This window comes from Pseudomonas sp. NyZ480 (assembly GCF_029537255.1).
Taxonomy (GTDB): domain Bacteria; phylum Pseudomonadota; class Gammaproteobacteria; order Pseudomonadales; family Pseudomonadaceae; genus Aquipseudomonas; species Aquipseudomonas taiwanensis.
In genome coordinates this window covers 4,794,169-4,816,990 of record NZ_CP120626.1, presented here as the reverse complement: position 1 = coordinate 4,816,990, position 22,822 = coordinate 4,794,169, and the positions used below count along the sequence as shown (strand labels likewise).

General features: G+C 59.3%; 20 protein-coding genes and 2 pseudogenes. 8 read left to right on the top strand and 14 right to left on the bottom strand.

The genetic code is table 11. From position 1 onward, the window contains the following. Positions 1-7: 7 nt before the first annotated feature. Positions 8-628: a hypothetical protein gene (locus P3R38_RS22095; protein ID WP_277686611.1), complete on the top strand. Its 621-nt coding sequence runs from the start codon at positions 8-10 to the stop codon at positions 626-628. 1,063 nt (positions 629-1,691) lie between these two features. Here P3R38_RS22095 and P3R38_RS22090 read toward each other — a convergent pair. Beyond that, a pseudogene (locus P3R38_RS22090) lies at positions 1,692-1,871 on the bottom strand (transposase); the annotation flags it as partial. On the opposite strand from P3R38_RS22090, the pseudogene P3R38_RS22085 reads away from it, so the two are divergent. The 3 genes and pseudogenes from P3R38_RS22085 to P3R38_RS22075 all read left to right on the top strand — a co-directional run. Then, positions 1,871-2,349, top strand: a pseudogene (locus P3R38_RS22085) (RHS repeat-associated core domain-containing protein); the annotation flags it as partial. The pseudogenes P3R38_RS22090 and P3R38_RS22085 overlap by 1 nt on opposite strands. Before the next feature lie 373 nt (positions 2,350-2,722). Beyond that, positions 2,723-3,118, top strand: coding sequence for a hypothetical protein (locus P3R38_RS22080; RefSeq protein WP_277686610.1), 396 nt, complete (start codon positions 2,723-2,725; stop codon positions 3,116-3,118). A gap of 347 nt (positions 3,119-3,465) precedes the next feature. Then, on the top strand, positions 3,466-3,915 hold the full coding sequence (locus tag P3R38_RS22075) for a hypothetical protein (RefSeq protein WP_277686609.1): 450 nt from the start codon (positions 3,466-3,468) through the stop codon (positions 3,913-3,915). 300 nt (positions 3,916-4,215) lie between these two features. On the opposite strand, the gene P3R38_RS22070 is transcribed toward P3R38_RS22075, so the two are convergent. From P3R38_RS22070 to P3R38_RS22020, 11 genes are all read right to left on the bottom strand, one after another. Then, entirely contained in the window at positions 4,216-4,647 is a 432-nt protein-coding gene (locus P3R38_RS22070; RefSeq protein ID WP_023381478.1) for a DUF4265 domain-containing protein, read from the bottom strand. 383 nt (positions 4,648-5,030) lie between these two features. Beyond that, positions 5,031-5,848 (bottom strand): IS5 family transposase gene (locus tag P3R38_RS22065; protein WP_256584474.1). Its coding sequence is split into 2 segments (ribosomal slippage): positions 5,031-5,539 and positions 5,539-5,848, totalling 819 coding nucleotides; the frame shifts between segments, so codons are not numbered across the junction. Between the two features lie 591 nt (positions 5,849-6,439). After that, positions 6,440-7,138: a helix-turn-helix transcriptional regulator gene (locus P3R38_RS22060; RefSeq protein WP_277686608.1), complete on the bottom strand. Its 699-nt coding sequence runs from the start codon at positions 7,136-7,138 to the stop codon at positions 6,440-6,442. Between the two features lie 184 nt (positions 7,139-7,322). After that, entirely contained in the window at positions 7,323-7,850 is a 528-nt protein-coding gene (gene ppa / locus P3R38_RS22055; protein WP_023382553.1) for an inorganic diphosphatase, read from the bottom strand. A 93-nt stretch (positions 7,851-7,943) separates the two neighbouring features. Then, positions 7,944-8,759: a zinc-dependent peptidase gene (locus P3R38_RS22050; protein ID WP_023382552.1), complete on the bottom strand. Its 816-nt coding sequence runs from the start codon at positions 8,757-8,759 to the stop codon at positions 7,944-7,946. A gap of 9 nt (positions 8,760-8,768) precedes the next feature. After that, entirely contained in the window at positions 8,769-9,416 is a 648-nt protein-coding gene (locus tag P3R38_RS22045) for a DedA family protein (protein ID WP_023382551.1), read from the bottom strand. A 305-nt stretch (positions 9,417-9,721) separates the two neighbouring features. After that, positions 9,722-10,180: a GNAT family N-acetyltransferase gene (locus P3R38_RS22040; protein WP_023382550.1), complete on the bottom strand. Its 459-nt coding sequence runs from the start codon at positions 10,178-10,180 to the stop codon at positions 9,722-9,724. A gap of 107 nt (positions 10,181-10,287) precedes the next feature. After that, positions 10,288-11,106, bottom strand: a complete 819-nt coding sequence (eutC, locus tag P3R38_RS22035) for an ethanolamine ammonia-lyase subunit EutC (protein ID WP_023382549.1) — start codon at positions 11,104-11,106, stop codon at positions 10,288-10,290. 8 nt (positions 11,107-11,114) lie between these two features. After that, entirely contained in the window at positions 11,115-12,509 is a 1,395-nt protein-coding gene (locus tag P3R38_RS22030; RefSeq protein ID WP_104881204.1) for an ethanolamine ammonia-lyase subunit EutB, read from the bottom strand. 49 nt (positions 12,510-12,558) lie between these two features. Next, positions 12,559-14,007 (bottom strand): ethanolamine permease, encoded by a 1,449-nt coding sequence (gene eat / locus P3R38_RS22025; RefSeq protein ID WP_023382547.1) that lies wholly within the window; start codon positions 14,005-14,007, stop codon positions 12,559-12,561. Between the two features lie 224 nt (positions 14,008-14,231). Continuing rightward, positions 14,232-15,752: an aldehyde dehydrogenase family protein gene (locus P3R38_RS22020; RefSeq protein ID WP_023382546.1), complete on the bottom strand. Its 1,521-nt coding sequence runs from the start codon at positions 15,750-15,752 to the stop codon at positions 14,232-14,234. Between the two features lie 268 nt (positions 15,753-16,020). On the opposite strand from P3R38_RS22020, the gene P3R38_RS22015 reads away from it, so the two are divergent. The 4 genes from P3R38_RS22015 (at position 16,021) to P3R38_RS22000 (ending at position 20,284) form a co-directional block, all read left to right on the top strand. Continuing rightward, positions 16,021-17,958 carry a sigma-54-dependent Fis family transcriptional regulator gene (locus tag P3R38_RS22015; RefSeq protein ID WP_277686607.1) on the top strand — a complete coding sequence of 646 codons (1,938 nt, stop codon included), beginning with the start codon at positions 16,021-16,023 and terminating at the stop codon, positions 17,956-17,958. A 66-nt stretch (positions 17,959-18,024) separates the two neighbouring features. Beyond that, positions 18,025-19,374 carry a UDP-N-acetylmuramate:L-alanyl-gamma-D-glutamyl-meso-diaminopimelate ligase gene (mpl, locus tag P3R38_RS22010; protein WP_023382544.1) on the top strand — a complete coding sequence of 450 codons (1,350 nt, stop codon included), beginning with the start codon at positions 18,025-18,027 and terminating at the stop codon, positions 19,372-19,374. After that, complete coding sequence (gene ubiX / locus P3R38_RS22005; RefSeq protein ID WP_023382543.1) at positions 19,371-20,000, top strand: flavin prenyltransferase UbiX; 630 nt, start codon at positions 19,371-19,373, stop codon at positions 19,998-20,000. Before mpl ends, ubiX begins: the two co-directional genes overlap by 4 nt. After that, complete coding sequence (locus P3R38_RS22000) at positions 19,997-20,284, top strand: YceK/YidQ family lipoprotein (protein ID WP_023382542.1); 288 nt, start codon at positions 19,997-19,999, stop codon at positions 20,282-20,284. The genes ubiX and P3R38_RS22000 overlap by 4 nt, the downstream gene beginning before the upstream one ends. 82 nt (positions 20,285-20,366) lie before the next feature. On the opposite strand, the gene P3R38_RS21995 is transcribed toward P3R38_RS22000, so the two are convergent. Further along, the gene (locus P3R38_RS21995) at positions 20,367-21,011 is read right to left on the bottom strand and encodes an oxidoreductase (RefSeq protein WP_023382541.1); all 645 of its coding nucleotides are present in this window, start codon (positions 21,009-21,011) and stop codon (positions 20,367-20,369) included. 27 nt (positions 21,012-21,038) lie between these two features. Next, positions 21,039-22,772, bottom strand: a complete 1,734-nt coding sequence (locus P3R38_RS21990) for a C13 family peptidase (protein ID WP_277686606.1) — start codon at positions 22,770-22,772, stop codon at positions 21,039-21,041. Positions 22,773-22,822: the final 50 nt, after the last annotated feature.

Here is a 22,822-nt window from a genome sequence, read left to right as displayed (position 1 = left end):
GTGTAAGATGATGAAGCTTTTAAGGAATGATGTCCAAGCCGGCGATATTTTCTACATTCCAGCGATCACCCCAGCAGGTGAGGTTGGGTTTGTATTAGCTAGGTTTATCGAACATGTTGAGCATAATGCAGGGGCTTTAATAGAGGTTTTTAAAAAATTTTATCGTGAGCCGCCGAAAACTTTGGGGCAAGTGGATATGACAGAGCGTCTTTTTAGGCCAATTTTATGCTCCATGCGATTTTCTGAGATACCTAGATGGCGAATTTTGTTTAGGGATGAAGCCTATGATAGATTGGTTTCGAATTATAGAGATATAACGCTGGAGTATCATTCTGACTTTAGGGTTGGTGGGGTGCGACACCCTAAGCCAGTAAGTGAGCATGGGTACGCAAGTTGTAGCCCTTACGAGGCCGCCACATGCTGGCGAATGCATCATATTGTGTTCAGAGTTAACGCTCATCTGGCTGGGTATTTTGGTCCGAATGACAGTTGTCGAATGAGTGAGATTCCAGAGGATATGAGAATTGGGAACGAGGTTGCGGAGCAAAAAGTTTTAGGTTTGGCCAAAGAGGTTGATGGGTTGTTTAAGAAATGGGCAAAAAATAGCTCATCATTTGTAGGGTGCTGATTTCAATTTGCGGTCGAGGAGCTTAGCTCCTTGGCTGCATTACAAACGTTATCGCTGCCACGAACCGAGGGATGGTAGTTGGTTTATCAAGATCCGATTAGTTGCCCGGGTGGCTTAAATCTCTCCGCCTAACGTAGCTGTTATGTGCTCGGCATGACCATTGACTAGGCTCTGTACGAAAAGCCTTGATACTCGGTGATGCTGCGTTGAAAACCGCCTCCGAATGCTCATTTGCAACCCGTAAACTCCGCTTCCTCGGCTGTTTTCGCCTTGCCTGACCTTCGTCTCAAGACTTTTCATACAGACCCTAAGCCTGCTATCGGTTACACATTGAGAGATGCGGATACTGATGAAGTAATGAAGTATGGTGAAACGATACACGGAGAGCGGCGGTATACTCAGAAATATCTATCTGAAAACAACGTTTACATGCAGCGATAGGCGGGTGGAACAAAAAGGGAAATGCACGCCTGGCAAAATCAGAAGATTATTGCATATAAGTCGGCGCACGGTGGGAAGAGATCGCCACTCAATAATAGTGATTATTAGAAGGCTTATATGAATTTTCATTCTTCAAGTGAGCAGGATATTTTGGTTGGTCCGGGTGCGCAGGTCGCCCGGAGGAAGGTGGCGGCTGTCATGTCTGATCTACTCGAAGACGTTACTCTTGAGTGTGGGGCGGGTACATGGAGCTATATCTCAATAATGATGCCGGACGATATTGTAGATAGCTATCCTGAAGTCAGAAAATATCATAAGCAGCGAAGCGTTATTGAAGTGCGTGTGCAGCTCCCGTTTTAAGATTTCAAAGATGCAGATGATGTTGGGATGGTTGGATTTATGCTTGAGGGATTAAGTCCTTCAGTTGATCTGATGGTTGGTATAAAAAGTCTAAAAATGTCCGATTCCGACGCTGATCTTCTTAGGGGTGTCGTCGACCAGGCTAAGCATAAGCTCGGAATCGCTTAGATGTCTCAATATGGTGTCTGGCCGGCTATTTGTACAGGTCGAAGGATTAAGTCCTGATGGAGTCGGGGTTTCTAGCGCGAAACATCCAAACGCCTCAATTCACAGTGAGTGCTATTTGAGAGATGCTACTGGCCAGTACCAGATTGGCCAACCCAAACAGACTGAACAACTGCGCCGTATTCTTTTCCAGTCCACGGTAGCGAACCTTACGATGATTGAAGCGCACCTTGATCACCTGGAAGGGATGCTCGACCTTGGCACGCAGCTGCGCCTTACCAGTACGACGAACGCGGCAACCTCATCCACCGCCTGCACAACGGCGACAAGGCCCGCCTGACCTGGGACCTGTTCGACCGTCTGGTCCGCTTCGACGATGGCAAGCTCAGCGTGGCGTACAGCTACGACGCCCTGGGCCGTCGCCTGCACAAACACTCGACCGCGCATCACTACGACGATCCCCGTGCGGGCAGCGGCTGGAACCAGATGCAACGCGCCAAGCGCCAGCGCGAACTGGGTGGGGTGACGTGCGCGAGGTGCGTTCGGAGTGGGCAAAGCAGGTTGGGATGAGCAACCCGATTCGCTTCCAGGGGCAGTACCACGATCATGAGACCGGGCTGCATTACAACCGGTATCGGTACTATGATCCGAGGGTTGGGCGGTTTGTGAGCCAGGATCCGATTAGCTACGGCGGCGGTTTAAACCTGTTTGCCTATGCGCCGAACCCTGTGGAGTGGATTGATCCGTTGGGGCTGTGGAAAGGACAGCCGCGTCAGTCGAATGGGCGGTTTGGGGCAGGGAAAGATCCTTCGATACCGTGTCCGTGTGAGACGGATGGTACTCATGGGAATAGTCATAACTCAACTAAACCGGCAATTGGATATACATTGAGAGATCGCGACAGTGATGAGGTAATGAAGTATGGTGAAACAACCATGGGGTCGCGACGGTACTCGAAAAAATATCTAAATGAAAATAACGTCGAGATGGTTGAGGAAGCGTCAGGCACTAAGAAGGAAATGCATGCTTGGCAACATGAGAAGATTGTTGAGTACAGGGCGGCTAATGGTGGTAATAGGCCGCCGTTAAATAAAGGCGATTACTAGGGGGTGGGCAATGGATTTCTGGATGTCCAGTGAAAAACATATATCAGTTAATGAGGCGGTGTCAGAGGCGCGCAAGGCGATAGAACCAATAATTTCTGAGTTTATAAAAGACGTTGAACTCTCGTGTGGTGCAAAAAAATGGAGCGTCATTTTCATCGTCATGCCGGATGACAGAGTCGGAGATTATCCTGAGATTAGGCGCTATCATAAAGCAAGTAAAGATATTGAGTTGCGGGTGCAGTTGCCCTATGGCGAGTTTAAGGGATCTAGCGGGTTAGGGCGGATTAATATGATGCTCGACTCGTTAGTTTACTCTGTTGATCTAATGGGTGAAATAAAAAGTTTGAAAGTTACTAGCGGCGATGCTCAAGTGCTTAAGGGGGCTATTGAAAAGGCTCGGGCGAGATTGAGCAGTTAATCATAGCGGCGCCCTACCAGCGGGGATTGTCCAAGGTTGAAAGGAGGTTGTAATGACTAATGATTATCCGGTTTGGGGTATTGACGTATTGGTGGCTTCGTAATGAAAGTTCTCCAGGTTGGCAGGAGAGTATTCACATTGCAATGGAAAGCCTGTTTTTCCTCCTCGAGAGTAATGAGCTTTTGAAGTGTCGTGTTACAGATAAAAATGGGCATGTAGTGAAGCGCGTTATAATAAAAGTGAGCTTACTGAAGAAGTAGGCGGGTTTGATGAAGATGAATTTTGACAAATTGTTTGGGATGTCGAGAGAAAAAATATCTCTGTTTTGCCTTTAAGGGGCAGAGCGTGTGGCAGGAATTTATGCTGAGTACTGTAAAAAATATGCCCTGAGTGTAGATGTCAACTCTTCGGCTCTGGCTGAGTTATTTCAGCGGCATGTGTTGCTGGATAAGCACGAGCTTAAGCTGTTGTATCAAGAAGTTTATAGTGGTATTCCGGATACTGAGGACTACAGTGATGAGTTGGTAGATCAGGCCCGGTGTGCTGTGATTTGTACATCTTATTGTGTTGAGTATTTAGAAAATTCCAGCCATGAGTCAGTTCGATACGCCATTGCGAAGGTGGCTGAAGCAATCGATATTTTAGACGAAGATGTAGACAGGAAGACTGCGCTAGAGGTGGATTGGTGTGATCAGTTGTTGGATGTATTAATCGAAAGGGACCTGGGTGATGTCCAGAAAATTAAGGATATTAGGCAGAAAAATTTACTGCATGAAGTCCCAGTGCTAGGGGTTTAGTTCTCTTGCTTAGAGGTTCATCTGCGAAATCGGCTGGCCGCTTGTTACAGGCCGTCAGCCGTCTGGGTATCGACATCATTTTCTTTGGCTTAGGCTCTGTACGAAAAGCCTTGATACTCATTACAGACCTATTTTTACAATGGGTGACCGAAAGGAGCGTAAGAACTAAAACCTATCCATCACCCATCAGACTTCACACCAAAGCTTTACAAAAATCAAAAATCAAAACTTTAATTAAACTTAAAAAACCGCACCTAAACAAGTAGGCGCAGCCCGCCAAACATATAAAAATCGCGCATACTATTGACGTACCTTGCCGTACTCATAATCCAACCAGCCTTCTTCGCTCTTTACCTCCAAATACTTGACAACCTCATCAAAATCAACCTCCCGAGGAACGTTTACTGAGAAAAATTTTTTACTCATTCCCTCCCAAGAACAGCCCATATTGGAAATCTCGGCCATGATCAAACCTGGCACACTTTCATCGCCATCAAAAAATATAATCCTAATTGTACTATTACCCTCATCAGCCACCACAGCAACGAAAACGGCCTCACCATCACTTCCCTTTGAGGTACTCACCTCGTCCTCAAAACACACCTCCTTTGAGTAGAACGGTATATTCTTAATTCTATAAAGATTTCCGTCTTTTTTTTCAGCCCATACACTTTCAACCCCAACCGGGGGGTAGCCATCAACAACATTCAAGCTAATAAAAACCTTTTCCATTAGCACCGCCTATATTTCACAAGAATCACTTTTCTCTAGATTACAGACCCTACACAGAACCTGTCCATTCTCTGGAGTTCCCGAACCGCCCTTTGCCTTAGGAATCACGTGATCAACATGTGCCTCATTGTCAGGCGGTCTCACACCCCGCTCATGCCTGACTGCATTGAACGCCTGCACGCTGCAGCTCTCGCAAGTCAAGTGACCATAACGGTCAATATTTTCTTGCTTAACCTCTCTCCTCCCAGCCTTTGTAAAATCTTTACCAGGCCTACTACCTGGTCCACTTATTCGAGCAAGATCCAACGGATCAAGCCACTCCGTCGGATTATCCGCATAGCTATATAGATTTATCCCTCCCATATAGCTTATTGGATCTTGACTTAGGCTCTGTCTGAAAAAAGCCGTCGCATACACCGCATGACACAAGCCAGCGAGACCATTGCGGCATAACTTTTTGCGAGCTTGTCGAAGCGCGTGACGATTCGGCGGTTCTCTTTTAGCCAGCCGAACATGCGTTCGATGATGTTGCGCTGTCGATATTTTGGGCGGTCAAACAGTCTTGGCAAGCCGGGTTTGGGTTTGCGTTTCATTGAGCGCAGCGGAATGACCGGCTGCATCCGATATCGATCGCAGTAACGGCGCAAGGCCTCGGCGTCGTAGCCTTTGTCAGCCAGCAACCATTTGCATCGTTTGCGTGGACGACCACGCTGGTTTGTCGGGATGCTGACATCATCAAGTAACGGCTGGGCATAGCTGATGTCGCTGGCTTGGCCGCCGGAGAGAAGGAAGCGCAGCGGTATCCCGTTGGCATCGCAGAGCATATGAATTTGGGTTGTCAGTCCGCCGCGACTGCGGCCTAGAGCGTGATCGGTAGGCTCGTCAGGCCCCCTTTTTTCCGCGCTCCAGATGAAGCACGGGTTGCTCGAACAGCGGTCGAATCGATCATCCAGGTGTGGGGATCGATCAAGCCTTTGTCATTGAGTCTGAGGTGCAATCGTCTGAGCATCTGATCGAATGTTCCGCGGTTTCGCCAGACCCGGAAGCGGTGATAGACCGTCGCCCAAGACCCGAAGCGCTCGGGCATATCTCGCCAGGCTGCTCCTGAGCACAGCACCCAGAGCACACCATCGAGCATCAAGCGATCACTGCTGCGGGGCCTGCCCCTGACGTGGGCTGCCGTAAAGAGATCGGCGACCACTGCCCACGCCTCATCCGAGAGTTAATAACGCTTTGCCATCACAGAATTCCTTTCCGCAGATGGCCGGCGACTGTACAGAACCCCGGCTGTTCCGGGGCCACATTTCAGTTTCTTGGGATCTCAGACAGAGCTTAGTAGGCGTCAGATGGATGTTTGGCAGTGAGCGTTGCGAACATCAGGCCTGCCGGCCTCTCGAGCCCGGCAGTTAAGGCAGGAAGCGGAGCAGTTCTTGTCGAACTGTCCTTGTACGATTTGATTTAGAGGTGTGGGATGTTTAATGAATTAACTTTTGAAGAGGGCGAATTTGATCTGCGTAAACCTTATCTAGGCGGTGACTAGGATGGGAGGAGATTATTTTGGGCAATTAAAAAGCCGGCTTGTGGCCGGCTTCTCGGGGACGGTCTTGGCTAATTTTTGGTAAGCCGCAATCGCCTTAATCGTGTTGGCACTCGGCCAGAATAGAGATGGCAGACGGCTGTGTGAGACGTCGCCAAGCCCTCTGGATCGCGGTTTGCACCGGTCGGGGCTGATGTGGCGCGTAGCATACTAGGGCTGGCGCTGGATGCCCAGCGAAAAATGGCACAGGTTGTTTCATTCGGCGCGCTTCTGGCGAAAATGTGACCAGTGGAATACCCAGCCTAGAATTTTCAGGTCCTGGCTTCTTAGCTGCGCGGGGGTGTAGCGTTCGACCGCGTGATTTCGACGGTCGTGGCTGTGCAGGCACAGGGTCCCCGATTGGCCCAGGCTCAGGCAGTTCACCCTGAGCGTGCCGTTATGCAGCAAGGCATAGGTTTCGCCTTCGATCACGTCGGTCAGGCTAAGGTCGATGGCCAACAGGGCGTTTCCTGGGATCAGCGGCGCCATGTTAGTGGCCGGCATGATCATGCAGACGGTCTGGCTGGCGGCGACGCCGAGTTTCTGCAGCGCTTGCGCAGGGAGGCGCAGGTATTTGCCTTTGATGGGTACCAGCTTGCCTTCGTGCAGTTCGTGCAAGGGTACTGGCAGCAGCCGCCCATCCATCGTCGACACGGCAACCAACCCTTCGCCAGCCTCTGGTTGTCTGGGCTGACGCAAGATGGACGTCGGGTGCTTGGGGCCATCGCCTGTGTGTAGCCAGCGTCGGTTTACGCAGAACAGCTCGGCCAGTTCGTCTAGTCGGGCCAGTGGGACGCCGCGCTTGAACCATTTGTTGACGTGCTGGGCCGACACATGACGCAAGGCGGCAAGGTCGGAAGGGGTCAGACCGCATTCCCTGAGCAGGGCCCTTAAGCGTTCACCGGATGTATTCATGACAGCGAGTGTAACGACCGAGTGCCAGCGGGGAAATGAACCTGATGTTGATGCGAACTACGGCAAGCTGCCTGAGTTGTGGGAAATGGATTAGGACTAAGTAGGATTACTTACAGCCAACCTTCGAGGTTTGAATTTCGCTTACAAAAAACCCCGCCGAAGCGGGGTTTTTTTCCAATCGGTATCAGCCCTTGTAGGCTGCAACCGATTTGGTGATCTCGGCGCGGGCGGCGTCGGCGCCTGCCCAGCCCTTGACCTTGACCCACTTGCCTTTCTCGAGGTCTTTGTAGTTCTCGAAGAAGTGCTTGATTTGCTCCAGCAGCAGGGCTGGCAGGTCGGTGTATTCCTTCACGTCGACGTACAGCTGGCTCAGCTTGTCGTGTGGTACGGCCAGGACTTTGGCATCGCCACCGCTTTCGTCGTCCATGTGCAGGACGCCAACCGGACGGGCGCGGATGACCGAGCCTGGGGCAACCGGGTAGGGGGTAACGACCAGCACGTCCAGCGGATCACCGTCGTCAGCCAGGGTGTTGGGGATGTAGCCGTAGTTGGCTGGGTAGAACATCGGGGTGGCCATGAAGCGGTCAACGAACAGGGTGTCGCTGTCCTTGTCGATCTCGTATTTGATCGGCGCGTGGTTGGCCGGGATCTCGATGGCGACGTAGATGTCGTTCGGCAGGTCTTTGCCAGCCGGGATCTTGCTGTAGCTCATTGGGCTATGCCCCCGTGTTTGATCAAAAAAGTGGCGGCGATTATAGGCACATTCTGCCCGGGCATGCCACGCCTGGCCTGATGTGCGGCCGCATCAGGCGTGGCTTTCGCGGTAGTCCGGATGCTCCGCCAACAGCCGGGTCAGGCGGGCCAGCGGGTCCTGCCGGTAGAACAGCGACAGTTGATGGTACACCTGTGGATAACTGCCCTGCAGCAGGTCGGGAGCGCTGAAGAAGTATTCGCTGCTGACGGCAAAGAACTCCGCCGGGTTCTCGGCGGCATAAGGGTCGATGGCGGTCTCTGCGTCGGGGTCGGCATCCAGTTGCCGGTTGAGGTCGTCGTAGGCCGCTTGCATGGCGCTGGCCCAATGCTCTACGTGCATGCCGCTGTGCAGCGGCGGCAGGCCGTTGGCATCGCCGTTGAGCATGTCGAGCTTGTGTGCCAGCTCGTGGATGACCAGGTTGTAGGCCTCCCAGCCACCGCTGGCCAGCACGCCGGGCCACGCCATGATCACCGGGCCCTGCTGCCAGGCCTCACCGCTGTGCTCGGCATCCCAGACGTGCTCGACACCGCTGCTGTCACGGTGGCGCTGGGGGCTTTTGAAATCGTCGGGGTAGAGGATGATTTCGTGAAAACCCTGGTACCAGTTCAGGTCACCCAGGTGCATCAGCGGCAGTTGTGCCTGGGCGGCGAGGAACAGGCGCTGTTCGTCACTGAGTTCGACGCCGGGCAGGGTGGTGAGGTGTTTGTCGTGCAGGAAGAGGATGCAGGCCTCGCGCAGCCAGCGGTCCTCTTCATCACTGATGCCATCGAGCATCGGCAGATGGTCGCGGACCACCTGCCACTGCTGTGCGGTGACCGGGAAGCGCGCCAGGGTGCGCTTGCGCCGCCAGGCGCTCAACGACCACATGGGCTGTGGTCAGTGGGCCTTGGCCGCGCGGCCCAGGCGGCTGCGCAGCAAGCCGAGGATCATCGGCACTAGCGACAGGAAGATGATGGCCACCACCATCAGCGACAGGTGCTGCTTGATGAACGGCACGTTGCCGAAGAAGAAGCCCAAGGTCACCAGGCCTCCGACCCAAAGTACCGAGCCCGCGACGCTGAAGGCCAAAAAGCGCGGGTAGTGCATGTGGGCTATGCCGGCCACGAAGGGCGCGAAGGTGCGCAGGATCGGCAGGAAGCGCGCCAGGGTCACGGTCTTGCCGCCATGGCGTTCGTAGAACTCGTGGGTGCGCTGCAGGTAGTCACGACGGAATATCTTCGACTCGGGGTTGTTGAACAGCCGTTCGCCCGCGGTTCGCCCGATGATGTAGTTGGTGCTGTCGCCCATGATTGCCGCCGCCATCAGCAGGCCTGCCAGGAGCACCGGGTCCATGCCACCGCCCGCGGCAACGGCCCCTGCGATGAACAGCAGCGAGTCGCCCGGCAGGAACGGCATCACCACCAGGCCGGTCTCGCAGAAAATCACGGTGAACAGGATGGCGTAGATCCAGGGACCGTAATTGGTGACCAGCAGATCGAGGTACGCATCGAGATGCAGGATGAGGTCCAGCGGGTTGAAATCCATGTACAGCACCTGTGTTCTTGACCCGCTACGACGGGCACGCGATGACGGACAATGCCAAGGGCGTGGGCTTGTTTACCGCGCAATGGGTAAAAATTCACACATGACAGAGGGAGGCATTATACGGCGAAGTAGGAATCGTGCCCGGAGAGATTGTAGCGGGGGGTTACCAACGGGCGGCGGCGGACCAGCCGATTCAGCTGAGCCTGTGGGAGCGTTTATATCCGCCGTGCAGGCAATCTAGGCCAATCGCCGTACCGCCCCTCCCACAGGCGTCGTGCCAGCTTTTCAGAGGTTGGCGACTGGCTTCAATCCAACTGGATCGGCAGCACGTAGCTCTCGAACTCGGTGTCCTTGCGAAAGCCGATCGACTCGTACGTCTTGCGTGCCACTTCGTTGTTGGCGCTGGTGGATACCCGCATGCGCACGGCATTGGTGTCCTTGGCCATTTTCTTGGCTTCACGTATCAGGTGGTCGGCCACCAGCATGCGTCGGGAGTCCTCGGCCACGTAGATGTCGTTGAGAATCCAGACGCGCTTGAGCGACAGCGACGAAAAACTTGGGTAGAGCTGGCAGAAGCCCAGCAGCCTGTGGTCGTCGTCATCCGGTAGCGCCAGGTAGATCACTGACTCGTCGCGTTTCAGGCGTTTTTCCAGGAAGCTGCGCGAACTGTCCGGGTAGGGCAGTTGCCCATAGAACTCACGGTATTTGACGAACAGCGGGGTCAGCAGGTCGAGGTGTTCCAGCGTTGCCTTGATGATGCGCATGTGCAGCCCTCAGAGTCCATTTGGGGAAACAGCGGATTGCCAGTGGCTCTGATGGCATCCTGCCCAATGCGGGCTTCGAGCGCAATCCGCCTTCCGTGACATGTTTTTTACCCTTTTCCCAGCAGGAAGTTACCTTTTGGGCTGGGGGCATGTTCACTGTCGAGGCTATGGACCTCGGCTTCGTCCTTCAGATTCACTCCGGACAATTGCCGGCGACAGGCTTCGCGCATCAGGTATAGCAGACGGTGAGCGGCCATGCCGTAGCTCAGCCCTTCCAGGCGCACGTTGGAGATGCAGTTGCGGTAGGCGTCGGTTAGACCGACCTTTGGCGCGTAGGTGAAGTACAGCCCAAGGCTGTCAGGGGAACTGAGCCCTGGTCGTTCGCCGATCAGCATGACGGTCATGCGGGCACCCAGCAGCTCGCCCACTTCGTCGGCCACCGCAACCCGCCCTTGCTGGACCAGTACTACCGGGGCGCTGGTCCAGCCGTCGGCGGCCGCCTGCTCTTCGAATCGGGTCAAGAAGGGCAGGGTATGGCGGTGCACGGCCAGGGCCGAGAGCCCATCGGCCACCACGATGGCAAGGTCGACGCCACCCGGGTTGGCTTGAGCATGCTGGCGCAGCAAGGCTGCCGAGTCTTCGTTCAGGCGCCGACCGAGGTCGGGCCGTTGCAGGTACTGGTGACGGTCGCTGGCCGCGCTGTGCAGCACCAGGCTCTCGCGACCACGGTCGCTGAGCTGAGTGCTCAGGCCTTCATGGTCGAAGGGCAGGTGTACCGCGTCGCGGGCCTGGGCATGGGCAAACTGGAAATCCAACTGGGCGCCGGTCGGCAGACTGGTGCCGGCGCGGCCTAGGGCGATGCGTGCCGGGGTCAGGTTGCGCAGGGCCAGCCAGGGGTTGTCAGGGGTAGGCGTGCGATGGTCCATGGTCATCCCTATGCAAGCTGTGCCAAAGCCTGGCGGAAAGCCGGCGGCAGGTTGTCACCGAAACGCACCCGGCCGTCGGCCTGGGTGAAGATGCCGGTACGCTCGAGCCAGGCCTCGAATTCGGGGCCGGGTCTGAGGCCCAGGGTCTGGCGCGCATACAGCGCGTCGTGGAACGAGGTGGTCTGGTAATTGAGCATGATGTCGTCGGAGCCGGGGATACCCATGATGAAGTTGATCCCGGCTACACCCAGCAGGGTCAGCAGGGTGTCCATGTCGTCCTGGTCGGCTTCGGCGTGGTTGGTGTAGCAGATGTCGCAGCCCATGGGCACGCCGAGCAGCTTGCCGCAGAAATGGTCCTCGAGGCCGGCGCGGATGATCTGCTTGCCGTTGTACAGGTACTCCGGGCCGATGAAACCGACCACCGTGTTCACCAGAAATGGCTTGAAGTGCCTAGCCACGGCGTAGGCGCGGGTTTCGCAGGTTTGCTGGTCGACACCGTGGTGGGCATTGGCCGACAGCGCGCTGCCCTGGCCGGTTTCGAAGTACATGAGGTTTTGCCCGAGGGTGCCGCGCTTGAGCGAAAGACCCGCTTCGTAGCCTTCCTGCAGGACGTTTAGGTTGATGCCAAAGCCTGCGTTGGCTGCCTCGGTGCCGGCAATCGACTGGAACACCAGGTCCAGCGGCACGCCACGGTTGATCGCTTCGATCGAGGTGGTGACGTGGGTCAGCACGCAGGCCTGGGTGGGGATGTCGTAGCGCTGGATGATGGCGTCGAGCATTTCCAGCAGGGCGCAGATCGACGCGATGCTGTCGGTGGCCGGGTTGATGCCGATCATGGCGTCGCCATTGCCGTACAGCAAACCGTCGAGGATGCTGGCGGCGATCCCCGCGGGTTCGTCGGTGGGGTGGTTGGGCTGCAGGCGGGTGGACAGGCGACCGCGCAGGCCCATGGTGCCGCGAAAACGAGTGACCACGCGAATTTTCTGAGCCACCAGCACCAGGTCCTGCACCCGCATGATCTTCGACACCGCCGCGGCCATTTCCGGCGTCAGGCCCGGGGCCAGGGCACGCAGGCTGTCTTCGTTGGCCTGGTCGCTGAGCAGCCAGTCGCGCAGGCCGCCCACGGTCAGGTGGCTGACCGCTGCGAACGCCTCGGCGTCATGGGTATCGACGATCAGGCGGGTGACTTCGTCTTCTTCGTAGGGAATCAGCGCTTCGTTGAGAAAGTGAGTGAGCGGGATATTGGCCAGGGTCATTTGCGCGGCGACCCGTTCACCGTCGTTGCTGGCGGCGACGCCGGCCAGGTAATCACCCGAACGCGCCGGGCTGGCCTTGGCCATGACCTCTTTGAGGCTGTCGAAGCGGTAGACCAGATGGCCCACGGTGTGTACGAAACTTGCCATACAGATTCTCCAGAGCGCCGCGGGCGTGGCCCGCGACGGGTGTCGGCGATCAGTGCAGGGCCTCTTCAGCCTTCTGAATCGCGGCGAATTCCTCTTCCGGTGTGCCCGCTACCAGATGGTGGCGGCTGTAGAAAGCAAAGTAGGCAATTAATACTCCATAGATCACCGCGGCGCCAATCACCACCCGCGGGTCGACCAGGAAACCGGCGACCACTGCGATGCAGGCCAGTACCAGGGCCACGCTGGAGGTGAAGATGCCGCCGGGGGTGCGGTAGGGGCGCTCCATCTTCGGCCGGCGGATGCGCAAGGTGATATGCGCGGCCATCATCAGTACGTAGGACAGGGTGGCGCCAAACACTGCCACCAGGATCAGCAGGTCGCCTTGGCCGGTCAGCGACAGTGCGAAACCGATGATACCGGGGATGACCAGCGCCAGGACCGGTGCCTTGCTCTTGTTGGTTTCCGAGAGTTTGCGCGGCAGATAGCCGGCGCGGGACAGGGCGAAGATCTGCCGGGAGTACGCGTAGATGATTGAGAAGAAACTGGCGATCAGGCCAGCCAGGCCCACGAGGTTGACGAAGCTGCCCATCCAGGTGGACCCGCCATAGGCTTTGGCCAAGGCCTCGACCAGCGGGTTGCCGGATGCCTTGAGGGCCTCGGAGCCCGCGCCACCTGGGCCAACCACGAGAATCAGCAGGGCGAATGCCAGCAGTACCAGCATGGCACCGATCAGGCCGCGCGGCAGGTCGCGACGCGGGTTCTTGGTTTCTTCAGCGGCCAGCGGCACGCCCTCGACAGCCAGGAAGAACCAGATGGCGTAGGGAATGGCCGCCCACACACCGACATAGCCGAATGGAAGGAAGCTGCTGGCGCCCACCGCGTCGGTTTTGGCGATGTCGAACAGGTTGGCTGCATCAAAATGGGGCAACATGCCCACCAAGAAGACAGCCAGGGCGATGGCGGCGATCGCGGTGATGATGAACATCAGCTTCAGTGCCTCGCCGACCCCGAAGATGTGGATCCCGATGAACACGATGTAGAACGCCAGGTAGATCATCCAGCCGCCGATGCCGAACAGCGACTGGCAGTAGGCGCCGATGAACACGGCGATGGCGGCCGGGGCGATGGCGTATTCGATCAGGATGGCCGTCCCGGTCAGGAAACCGCCCCAAGGCCCGAAGGCGCTGCGGGCAAAGCCATAGCCGCCGCCTGCGGTGGGGATCATCGAGGACAGCTCTGCCAGGGAAAAGCACATGCACAGGTACATGGTGGCCATCAGCAGGGTGGCCAGGAACATGCCGCCCCAGCCACCTTGGGCCAGGCCGAAGTTCCAGCCGGCGTAGTCGCCGGAAATTACATAGGCAACGCCTAGGCCTACCAGCAGGACCCAGCCGGCGGCGCCTTTTTTCAGTTCACGTTGCTGGAAATAATCCGAGCCGACTTTTTCGAAGTCGACGGAAGAGCCTGCCGGCGTGCCGGCGGAATGATCGCTTGGCATGGTTTCACCTGTTTTTTTTCTTGGTGGCCAGAAGGATTCCGGCCCTTGGTGATAGAGGTTGCAGGAAGCGAGCCAGAGCGGATGGTGCACGGATGCCGCCCTGGCTTTGACGCCGCAGGTCTGGCCCCCTCGCGGGTGAGCCCGCTTCCACGGTGACCGCACTGGAAGGGAAACCTGTGCGGTCCCTGTGGGAGCGGGTCTACCCGCGAAGAAGGCAACGCGGTCTAGAAGAAGCCCAGCGGGTTGATGTCGTAGCTCACCAGCAGGTTCTTGGTCTGCTGGTAGTGGTCGAGCATCATCTTGTGGGTTTCACGACCGACGCCGGACTTCTTGTAGCCACCGAACGCGGCATGCGCCGGGTACAGGTGGTAGCAGTTGGTCCACACGCGGCCTGCCTTGATGCCACGGCCCATGCGGTAGGCGCGGTTGATGTCGCGGGTCCACACGCCAGCACCGAGGCCGAACTCGGTGTCGTTGGCGATGGCCAGGGCCTCGGCTTCGTCCTTGAAGGTGGTGACGCTGACGACCGGGCCGAAGATTTCCTCCTGGAACACGCGCATCTTGTTGGTGCCCTTAAGCAGGGTCGGCTGGATGTAGTACCCGGTGGCCAGGGTCCCTTCGAGTTTCTCCACCTTGCCGCCGGTGAGCAGCTCGGCGCCTTCTTCCTGGGCGATGTCCAGGTACGAGAGAATTTTCTCGAATTGCTGCTGCGAGGCCTGGGCGCCGACCATGGTGTCGGTGTCCAGCGGGTCGCCGCGCTTGATCTGCAGCACCTTCTTCATCACCACTTCCATGAACTGCGAGTAGATCGACTCTTGCACCAGCGCCCGCGACGGGCAGGTGCAGACCTCGCCCTGGTTGAAGAACGCCAGCACCATGCCTTCGGCGGCCTTGTCGATGAAGCTCGGCTCGGCCTGCATGATGTCTTCGAAGTACACGTTCGGCGACTTGCCGCCCAGCTCGACGGTGGACGGGATGATGTTCTCGGCAGCGCACTTGAGGATGTGCGAGCCCACCGGGGTGGAGCCGGTGAAGGCGATCTTGGCGATGCGTTTGCTGGTGGCCAGGGCCTCACCGGCCTCGCGACCATAGCCTTGCACCACGTTTAGCACGCCTTTGGGCAGCAGGTCGCCAATCAGCTCGAGCAGCACGGTGATGCCCAGCGGGGTCTGCTCGGCGGGCTTGAGCACCACGCAGTTGCCAGCGGCCAAGGCCGGCGCGAGTTTCCAGGCCGCCATCAACAGCGGGAAGTTCCACGGGATGATCTGCCCGACCACGCCCAGCGGCTCGTGGATGTGATAGGCCACGGTGTTTTCGTTGATCTCGGCGGCGCCGCCTTCCTGGGCGCGGATGCAACCGGCGAAGTAGCGGAAGTGATCGACGGCCAGCGGAATGTCGGCGTTGAGGGTTTCACGGATCGGCTTGCCGTTGTCCCAGGTCTCAGTGATGGCCAGCACTTCGAGGTTTTGCTCGATGCGGTCGGCGATCTTCAGCAGGACGTTCGAGCGGTCCTGCACCGAGGTGCGGCCCCAGGCATCGGCAGCGGCGTGGGCTGCGTCCAGGGCTTTCTCGATGTCTTCGGCAGTGGAGCGAGGGAATTCGGCGATCGGCTGACCGTTCACCGGAGAGGTGTTGGTGAAGTACTCACCCTTGACCGGAGGAACGAACTCACCACCGATGTAGTTTCCGTAGCGGCTCTTGAAGGAAATCTTCGCGCCTTCGGTACCGGGATGTGCGTAACGCATGGTGTGTCTCCTGGCTATTGTGTTTGTTAGGGAGCTGGTAAAGCGTAGAGCAAAGGTTGGGCCAGTGCTTTGCACCCCTTGTAAATCAATGAGTTGGGACAGTTTTACAGGCGCGCCAGGCGTGTGCTGTGCCAGCGTTGGCACGGGGTGGGTGACACTTTGTACCGTTTGCGACACGCTGTGTGACTGGGCAGTCCCGGTGCCATTGCAATGGAAGGTCAGGTGGAGGATGCTGACGGGAATCTCTATCTGCGGAGAACAACAACAAATGCAGAGCAACCCGTTCAGCAGCCATGCCCAGCAAGTGCATACCGTCGCCCGCGGCGAGGCGGGCGGCGCCGGCAGCGATCCCTCCATCGCCCGTTCCTGGCTGCGTTGCCTGGAGGACTATCACCTCGATCCGGCGCTGATCGAAGCCCCTGTGGTGCTTGAGCATGGGCGTCTGCTGGAGAGCCGTGAGCGCCTGCGCCAGGTGCTCAAGATCGCCGATAGCGAAATGAACAGCCTGCATCAGCAACTCTCCGGTGCCGGCCACGCGGTGCTGTTGACCGACGCTCGCGGGGTCATCCTCAATTGTGTCACTGCTCCTACCGAGCGCCGCAGTTTCGAGCGCGCCGGCCTGTGGCTGGGCGCCGACTGGAGCGAAGCCCGTGAGGGCACCAATGGCATCGGCACGTGTCTGGTCGAGCGCCAGGCGTTGACCATCCACCAGAACGAGCACTTCCGTGGCCGCCACACCGGGCTGACATGCTCGGCGAGCCCGGTCTTCGACCCCCATGGCGAGTTGCTGGCGGTGCTCGATGTGTCGTCGGCGCGGCCTGACGTCTCGCGCCAGAGCCAGTTCCACACCATGGCGCTGGTCAACCTGTCGGCCAAGATGATCGAAAGCTGTTACTTCCTGCGCCATTTCGAGCAGCAGTGGCTGCTGCGCTTTCACTTGCAGGCCGAGTCGGTGGGGCTGTTCAGCGAAGGGTTGCTGGCCTTCGATGGCGAAGGGCGCATCTGCGCGGCCAACCAGAGCGCACTGAACCTGTTGGGCACCGTTCGTGGCGGGTTGCTGGGCAAGCCGATGGAGCAGTTCTTCGCCTGCAGTCATGACGACTTGTTCAGCCGGGCCCAGCCCCAGGGCAGCACCGCCTGGCCGCTGCATACCCGTGATGGCCGCCTGGTGTTTGCCAGCCTGCGCGGTCGGGCGCGGGCGCCGGCGTGGTCGGTGCCGGTGAGCTTGCCTCAGGCTCCCACTGTGGCAGAGCCGGGCATTTGCTTGCTCGACCCGGCGCTGCAGCATGAGTTTCGCAGGTCGGTGCGGGTGTTCGAGCGTGATGTACCCTTGCTGCTGCGCGGTGAGACCGGCTGTGGCAAAGAGGCCTTCGCCCAGGCCGTGCACCAGGCGAGCCAACGCCGTGGCAAGCCGTTCGTGGCGGTCAACTGCGCCTCGATCCCAGAGAGCCTGATCGAGAGCGAGTTGTTCGGCTATCGCGGTGGGAGTTTCACTGGGGCGCGCAAGGAAGGCATGCGCGGCAAGCTGCTTCAGGCCGATGGCGGCACCTTGTTGCTGGACGAAATCGGAGACATGCCGTTCGCCCTGCAAACCCGCTTGCTGCGCGTGTTGGAAGAGCGCCAGGTGGTGCCCATCGGCGGTGAGCCCCAGGCAGTGGATGTACGCATCATCAGCGCCACCCACCGAGACCTGCTCGAGCGGGTTGAGCAGGGCTGTTTCCGCGAAGACCTTTACTACCGCCTCAACGGCCTTGAAGTAGCGCTGCCGGCGGTGCGCGCGCGAAGCGACAAAGAGCAGTTGCTGGAGTTCCTGTTACGCCAGGAGTCGCAGGGGCAGGTCGTGCAATTGGCCCCCGAGGCGCGTAGGGCATTATTGGGCTTTGCCTGGCCGGGGAACGTGCGGCAGCTGCGCAATGTGCTGCGCACTCTGGTGGCGCTGTGTGACGACGGCCGCATCGAATACCTCGATCTCCCTGCCATCGTACGCGAAGGCGCCACCCTCGATCGCGACGTTGACGACACCGCCGCTGAGGGCGGAGGCGTGCTGGCGATGGGCGCGCCGCTGCAAAGTGCCGAACGCGACACGCTGCTGGCCACATTAGAGGCAAAACACTGGCACATGACCCATGTCGCCGAGCATCTGGGGATCAGCCGCAATACCTTGTATCGAAAACTGCGTAAACACGGCATCGCCAGGGTCGTCTGAGCGAAACAGCGGGTGCGATTTCCTGCGCCCTGGGCTACCCTGCCTCGAAGTTTTGCGAGGTCGACCATGCATATTCACATTCTCGGTATTTGCGGCACATTCATGGGCTCGCTGGCGGTGCTGGCCAAAGAGCTCGGCCACCGCGTCACCGGCTCGGACGCCAACGTCTATCCGCCGATGAGCACCCAGCTCCAGGCCCAGGGCATCGAACTGACCCAGGGCTACGACCCGGCTCAGCTCGACCCGGCGCCGGATCTGGTAGTCATCGGTAACGCCATGTCGCGCGGCAACCCGGCCGTGGAGTACGTGCTGAACAAAGGCCTGCCATATGTGTCCGGCCCGCAGTGGCTGGCCGACCATGTCTTGCAGGGGCGTTGGGTCCTGGCCGTGGCGGGTACCCACGGCAAGACCACCACCAGCAGCATGCTGGCCTGGGTGCTGGAGCATGCGGGCATGAGCCCGGGCTTTTTGATCGGCGGGGTGCCGCAGAACTTCTCGGTGTCCGCACGCCTGGGCGACACCCCGTTCTTCGTGGTCGAGGCTGACGAGTACGACAGCGCCTTCTTCGACAAGCGCTCCAAGTTCGTCCACTACCACCCACGCACTGCGATTCTGAACAACCTTGAGTTCGATCACGCGGATATCTTCCCTGATCTGGCGTCCATCGAGCGGCAATTCCACCATCTTGTGCGCACTATCCCCAGCGAGGGCCTGGTCATTCATCCCACCACCGAGCCGGCACTCGAGCGGGTGATCGGCATGGGGTGCTGGACCCCGGTGCAAACCACCGGCGAAGGTGGCCAATGGCAAGCCAAGCTGCTCAGCGCCGATGGTTCGCGCTTCGAAGTGCTGTTCGAAGGTCAGGCGCAGGGCGTGGTGGACTGGGCGCTGACCGGCCAGCACAACGTCGCCAACGCGCTGGCGACCCTGGCCGCCGCTCGCCATGTGGGCGTGGTACCGGCCATGGGGATCGAGGGCCTGAGTGCCTTCAAGAGCGTCAAGCGGCGCATGGAAAAGGTCGCCGAAGTGCAGGGCGTGACCCTCTACGACGACTTCGCCCACCACCCGACGGCCATTGCCACCACCCTTGATGGCCTGCGCAAGCGGGTAGGCGAGGCGCCGATCATCGCCGTGATCGAGCCTCGCTCCAATTCCATGAAACTCGGCGCCCACCGCGAGGGTTTGCCCGGCAGTGTGACGGATGCCGACCAAGTGATCTGGTATGCGCCGCCTAACCTGGGCTGGGACCTGGCGGCCACTGCTGCGCAGTGCAAGGTGCCGGCGATCGTGGCGGACAGCCTCGAGGCGATCATCGAGCGGGTCAAGGGCCAGGCGCGTCCGGGCACCCATGTGGTGATCATGAGCAACGGCGGCTTTGGCGGCCTGCACGGCAAACTGGCCGAGGCCTTGAAGTGAGCGGGCCGGAACGCATCACACTGGCCATGACCGGTGCCTCGGGGGCGCAGTATGGCCTGCGCCTGCTCGACTGCCTGGTGCGCGAGGACCGTGAGGTGCACTTCCTGATTTCCAAGGCAGCGCAACTGGTCATGTCCACCGAAACCGACGTGGTGTTGCCGGCCAAGCCCCAGGCCATGCAGGCGTTTCTGACCGAGTACACTGGCGCAGCCGATGGGCAGATCCGTGTGTATGGCAAGGAGGACTGGATGTCGCCAGTCGCCTCCGGTTCGGGAGCCCCGGCGGCGATGGTGGTGGTGCCGTGTTCCACCGGCACGTTGTCGGCGATCGCTACAGGTGCTTGCAACAACCTGATCGAGCGGGCTGCGGATGTCACCCTCAAGGAGCGTCGCCAGTTGATTCTTGTGCCGAGGGAGGCGCCGCTCTCGACCATCCACCTGGAAAACATGCTCAAGCTGTCGCAGATGGGGGCGGTGATCTTGCCGGCGGCGCCGGGGTTCTATCATCAGCCGCAGACCCTCGACGACCTGGTCGACTTCGTGGTGGCGCGCATCCTCAACCTGCTCAATATTCCGCAGGACATGCTACCGCGCTGGGGCGAGCACCACTTCGGGGTCGATGATTGAAGCCGGCGCTGGTCGGGCTGCTCGCCACGCTGTTGCTCGGCGGTTGTGCGACGGTGCGTACGCTGGATGCCAACAAACCGGGCGCACCGCTGGTATATGCCGGCACGCGTCTGGACGTGTACGTGATCAACGGCGGGTGCTGCCCGAAGGACCGCTTCGGCGCCGAGGCGCCGGCGTATCCTGGGCTGGACCTGCCGGGTAGCCTGTTGCTCGATACCCTGTTGCTGCCGTTGTCCCTGCTGACGGCGGCGGGGGTTGGGTTTCAGGCCACCGGCGGCCTTTGATGGCCCAAAGCAGGTCTGCTGCCTAAAGTGCCGAGAAGGCGTGTGCGAGCGGTTTCACCCGCGCAGAAGCCCTCGGCGGCGCCTACTTCTTGCCCAGCCTTCGCAACTCGTCGGACTCGATAATCCGCACGCCGTCCTCTTCCTCCAACGCCAGCCGCCAGAGCGCCCGCGCCAGGGTGCAGGCTTCGATGCCCCGGTACTTGCCTGGGATCAGACGGGCAAATGGCGACGCCAATCGTTCGCCAAGCCGCGGCTCGACACGTTCGCCCAGCAGCAGCGACGGCCGTACGATGGTCAGTTGCGGCCAATCCTGGGCTTTGAGGGCTTCTTCCATTTCACCCTTGACCCGGTTGTAGAAAATCGACGACTTGGGATCGGCACCCAGGGCGCTGACCACCAGCAGGTGCCGAGCGCCCATTTCCCGGGCACGCTTGCTGAATGCCACGACCATGTCCAGGTCGACCGCGCGAAAGGCGGATTCGGAGCCCGCTTGCTTGAGGGTGGTCCCCAGGCAACAGAAGGCGATGTCGACCCGGCCGGCCAGCTGGGGGAGAAACACTGCAGGGTCGCCGACCGGGTTTTCCAGGTGTGGGTGCTCGGCCAGGGGGCGGCGGGTAGGCGCCAGCACGCGGCTGATGGTGGGTTCGTTGAGCAGGCGGTCGAGCAGGTGTTCACCCGTCAGGCCCGTGGCTCCGGCAAGCAGGACATGCTGAGGCGTCAAGTACATGATGTCTCTCCCTTGTTACACACAAGCTTAGTGGTTGCCGGGCTTTTTTGCCTGCTCCCCCACAGGGGCTTGTGCCGCGTTACGTAAGGCTTCCTCGGCCTGCTGTCGGCGCAACTGCTGCCAGTGTGCCAGTACTGCGGGTGGTGCCCATATCTGAGGCTCCGAGGCTTCGAAACCTTCCCTTCGTTCACGTTCGGCAACGCTGGTCCGGGCCAGTTCAAACGCCAGTTTCAAATCGTCGGTCTGGTTCAGCGCCTCGGCGAACAGGGCGTCGCCAAAGTAGGTGAAATCCGCTTCCTCGGAGCAGCCGAAGGACACCCGATCAGCACGTGCCGCGGTCATGATGACCGTCCGATCATCCTTGAGCGGGGTGATGTAGCCACCGGAATAGCAGGCGGAGATGACGATCACCTTGTCGCGTTCCTTGAGCGGAGCCAGTGCGCTGGCCAGTTCATCGGCGGACAGGTCGGCCAGTTGCAGGCGCGGCTGGTCGAGTACCAGTTGGTGGTCCTGGCTGCCATGGCTGGTCAGGTAGATGAACACCAGGTCCTCCGGGCCACTGCGCTCGGCGAGGATGCGGGCGGCACGGGTGATGTTCTCGCGGGTGGCCATGGGGCGCGTGGTCATGTGGTCGCGATGGTTGACCAGGGTGACTTGGCCCCGGGCGCCGAAGCGCACCTTGAGCATGTTGCTGACATAGTCTGCTTCGCGCAGGAAGACGCTTTGCTGGCCATCGCCGCCAACCACCAGGCTGTACAGCTGAACGGGCGGGGCGGAGCGAGGTACCTTGGCCAGGGCGTCTTCCAGCAGGCGGCCCTGATTGAGCAGGGCCAGGTCCAGCGGGTCGGGCAGCAAAGTGCCTTTCTGGTCGCGCACGCGCACACCGTTGACCCAGTACCCGGCCTCGACCTTGCCATTGGCCTGTATCAGCTTGCCGCGGCCGTGATAGGCGTCATTCTGGAAACTGCCGATATAACGGCTGCCATCGGCCAACTGCAGGTTGCCCTGGCCAGACAGGCGCCAATCGACGAAGTTGCCCTTGTAGTGGCTGCCATCGCTGCCCAACAACTCACCTTCGCCGCTGAGCGATCCATCCTTGAACTCGCCGATCCAGACATCGCCGTCGGCGTTTTCATAGCGCCCTCGGCCTTCCAGGCGGTTGTCCTTGAATTCGCCGATGTACTGTTCGCCATCGACGCTGTCGTAGGTGCCGCTGCCTTGCAGCAGGCCGTCGACGAAACGGCCGCTGAACTGGTTGCCACTGGCATCGCTGCGCACGCCCGCCCCGTTGGGCTTGCCCCTGGCGAACAGGCCCTGGTAGCGGCTGCCATCGGCCAGTTCCAGTTCGCCGGCGCCTTCGTACAGGTCGTCCTTGAACTGGCCGCGGTAGGTCTGGTCGGCTTGCTTGAGCGTGCCCTCGCCGTCCCGGCGGCCATGGCTGAAGGTGCCGGCATAATGGCTGCCAGGCGTCGTCAGGTCGCCCAGCCCCTGGAACAGGCCTTCGGCGAATTGCCCTCGATAGACCTCGCCGTTGCGTCCATGCCACTCACCTTGGCCGTGCCATTGGCCATCCTTGAACGTGCCGGCGTACCAGCTGCCGTTGGGGTAGTCGATACGCCCTTCGCCCTGCAGCACGCCATTGACCACTTCACCGCGGTAGCGCCCTCCGTCAGGCAGACGTGCATCCGGCGGAAGAAGCGATTCGCCATCACCGCAGGCAGCGAGTAACAGGGTCAGGGCTAGGGGGAGCAGTGGACGCATGGCGGGATCCGGGCAATAGATCTGCCGAGTATGCCGCAGAATGGGCCGCT

Excerpts from the sequence above, each read along its gene's own strand:
- P3R38_RS22045 (WP_023382551.1), bottom strand. The coding sequence starts at position 9,416 with ATGGATTTCAACCCGCTGGACCTCATCCTGCATCTCGATGCGTACCTC.
- P3R38_RS22070 (WP_023381478.1), bottom strand. The coding sequence starts at position 4,647 with ATGGAAAAGGTTTTTATTAGCTTGAATGTTGTTGATGGCTACCCCCCG.
- mpl (WP_023382544.1), top strand. The coding sequence starts at position 18,025 with ATGCATATTCACATTCTCGGTATTTGCGGCACATTCATGGGCTCGCTG.
- P3R38_RS22080 (WP_277686610.1), top strand. The coding sequence starts at position 2,723 with ATGTCCAGTGAAAAACATATATCAGTTAATGAGGCGGTGTCAGAGGCG.
- P3R38_RS22040 (WP_023382550.1), bottom strand. The coding sequence starts at position 10,180 with ATGCGCATCATCAAGGCAACGCTGGAACACCTCGACCTGCTGACCCCG.
- P3R38_RS21995 (WP_023382541.1), bottom strand. The coding sequence starts at position 21,011 with ATGTACTTGACGCCTCAGCATGTCCTGCTTGCCGGAGCCACGGGCCTG.
- P3R38_RS22050 (WP_023382552.1), bottom strand. The coding sequence starts at position 8,759 with ATGTGGTCGTTGAGCGCCTGGCGGCGCAAGCGCACCCTGGCGCGCTTC.
- P3R38_RS22095 (WP_277686611.1), top strand. The coding sequence starts at position 8 with ATGATGAAGCTTTTAAGGAATGATGTCCAAGCCGGCGATATTTTCTAC.
- eutC (WP_023382549.1), bottom strand. The coding sequence starts at position 11,106 with ATGGACCATCGCACGCCTACCCCTGACAACCCCTGGCTGGCCCTGCGC.
- ppa (WP_023382553.1), bottom strand. The coding sequence starts at position 7,850 with ATGAGCTACAGCAAGATCCCGGCTGGCAAAGACCTGCCGAACGACATC.
- P3R38_RS22030 (WP_104881204.1), bottom strand. The coding sequence starts at position 12,509 with ATGGCAAGTTTCGTACACACCGTGGGCCATCTGGTCTACCGCTTCGAC.
- P3R38_RS21990 (WP_277686606.1), bottom strand. The coding sequence starts at position 22,772 with ATGCGTCCACTGCTCCCCCTAGCCCTGACCCTGTTACTCGCTGCCTGC.
- P3R38_RS22020 (WP_023382546.1), bottom strand. The coding sequence starts at position 15,752 with ATGCGTTACGCACATCCCGGTACCGAAGGCGCGAAGATTTCCTTCAAG.
- P3R38_RS22015 (WP_277686607.1), top strand. The coding sequence starts at position 16,021 with ATGCAGAGCAACCCGTTCAGCAGCCATGCCCAGCAAGTGCATACCGTC.
- P3R38_RS22060 (WP_277686608.1), bottom strand. The coding sequence starts at position 7,138 with ATGAATACATCCGGTGAACGCTTAAGGGCCCTGCTCAGGGAATGCGGT.
- eat (WP_023382547.1), bottom strand. The coding sequence starts at position 14,007 with ATGCCAAGCGATCATTCCGCCGGCACGCCGGCAGGCTCTTCCGTCGAC.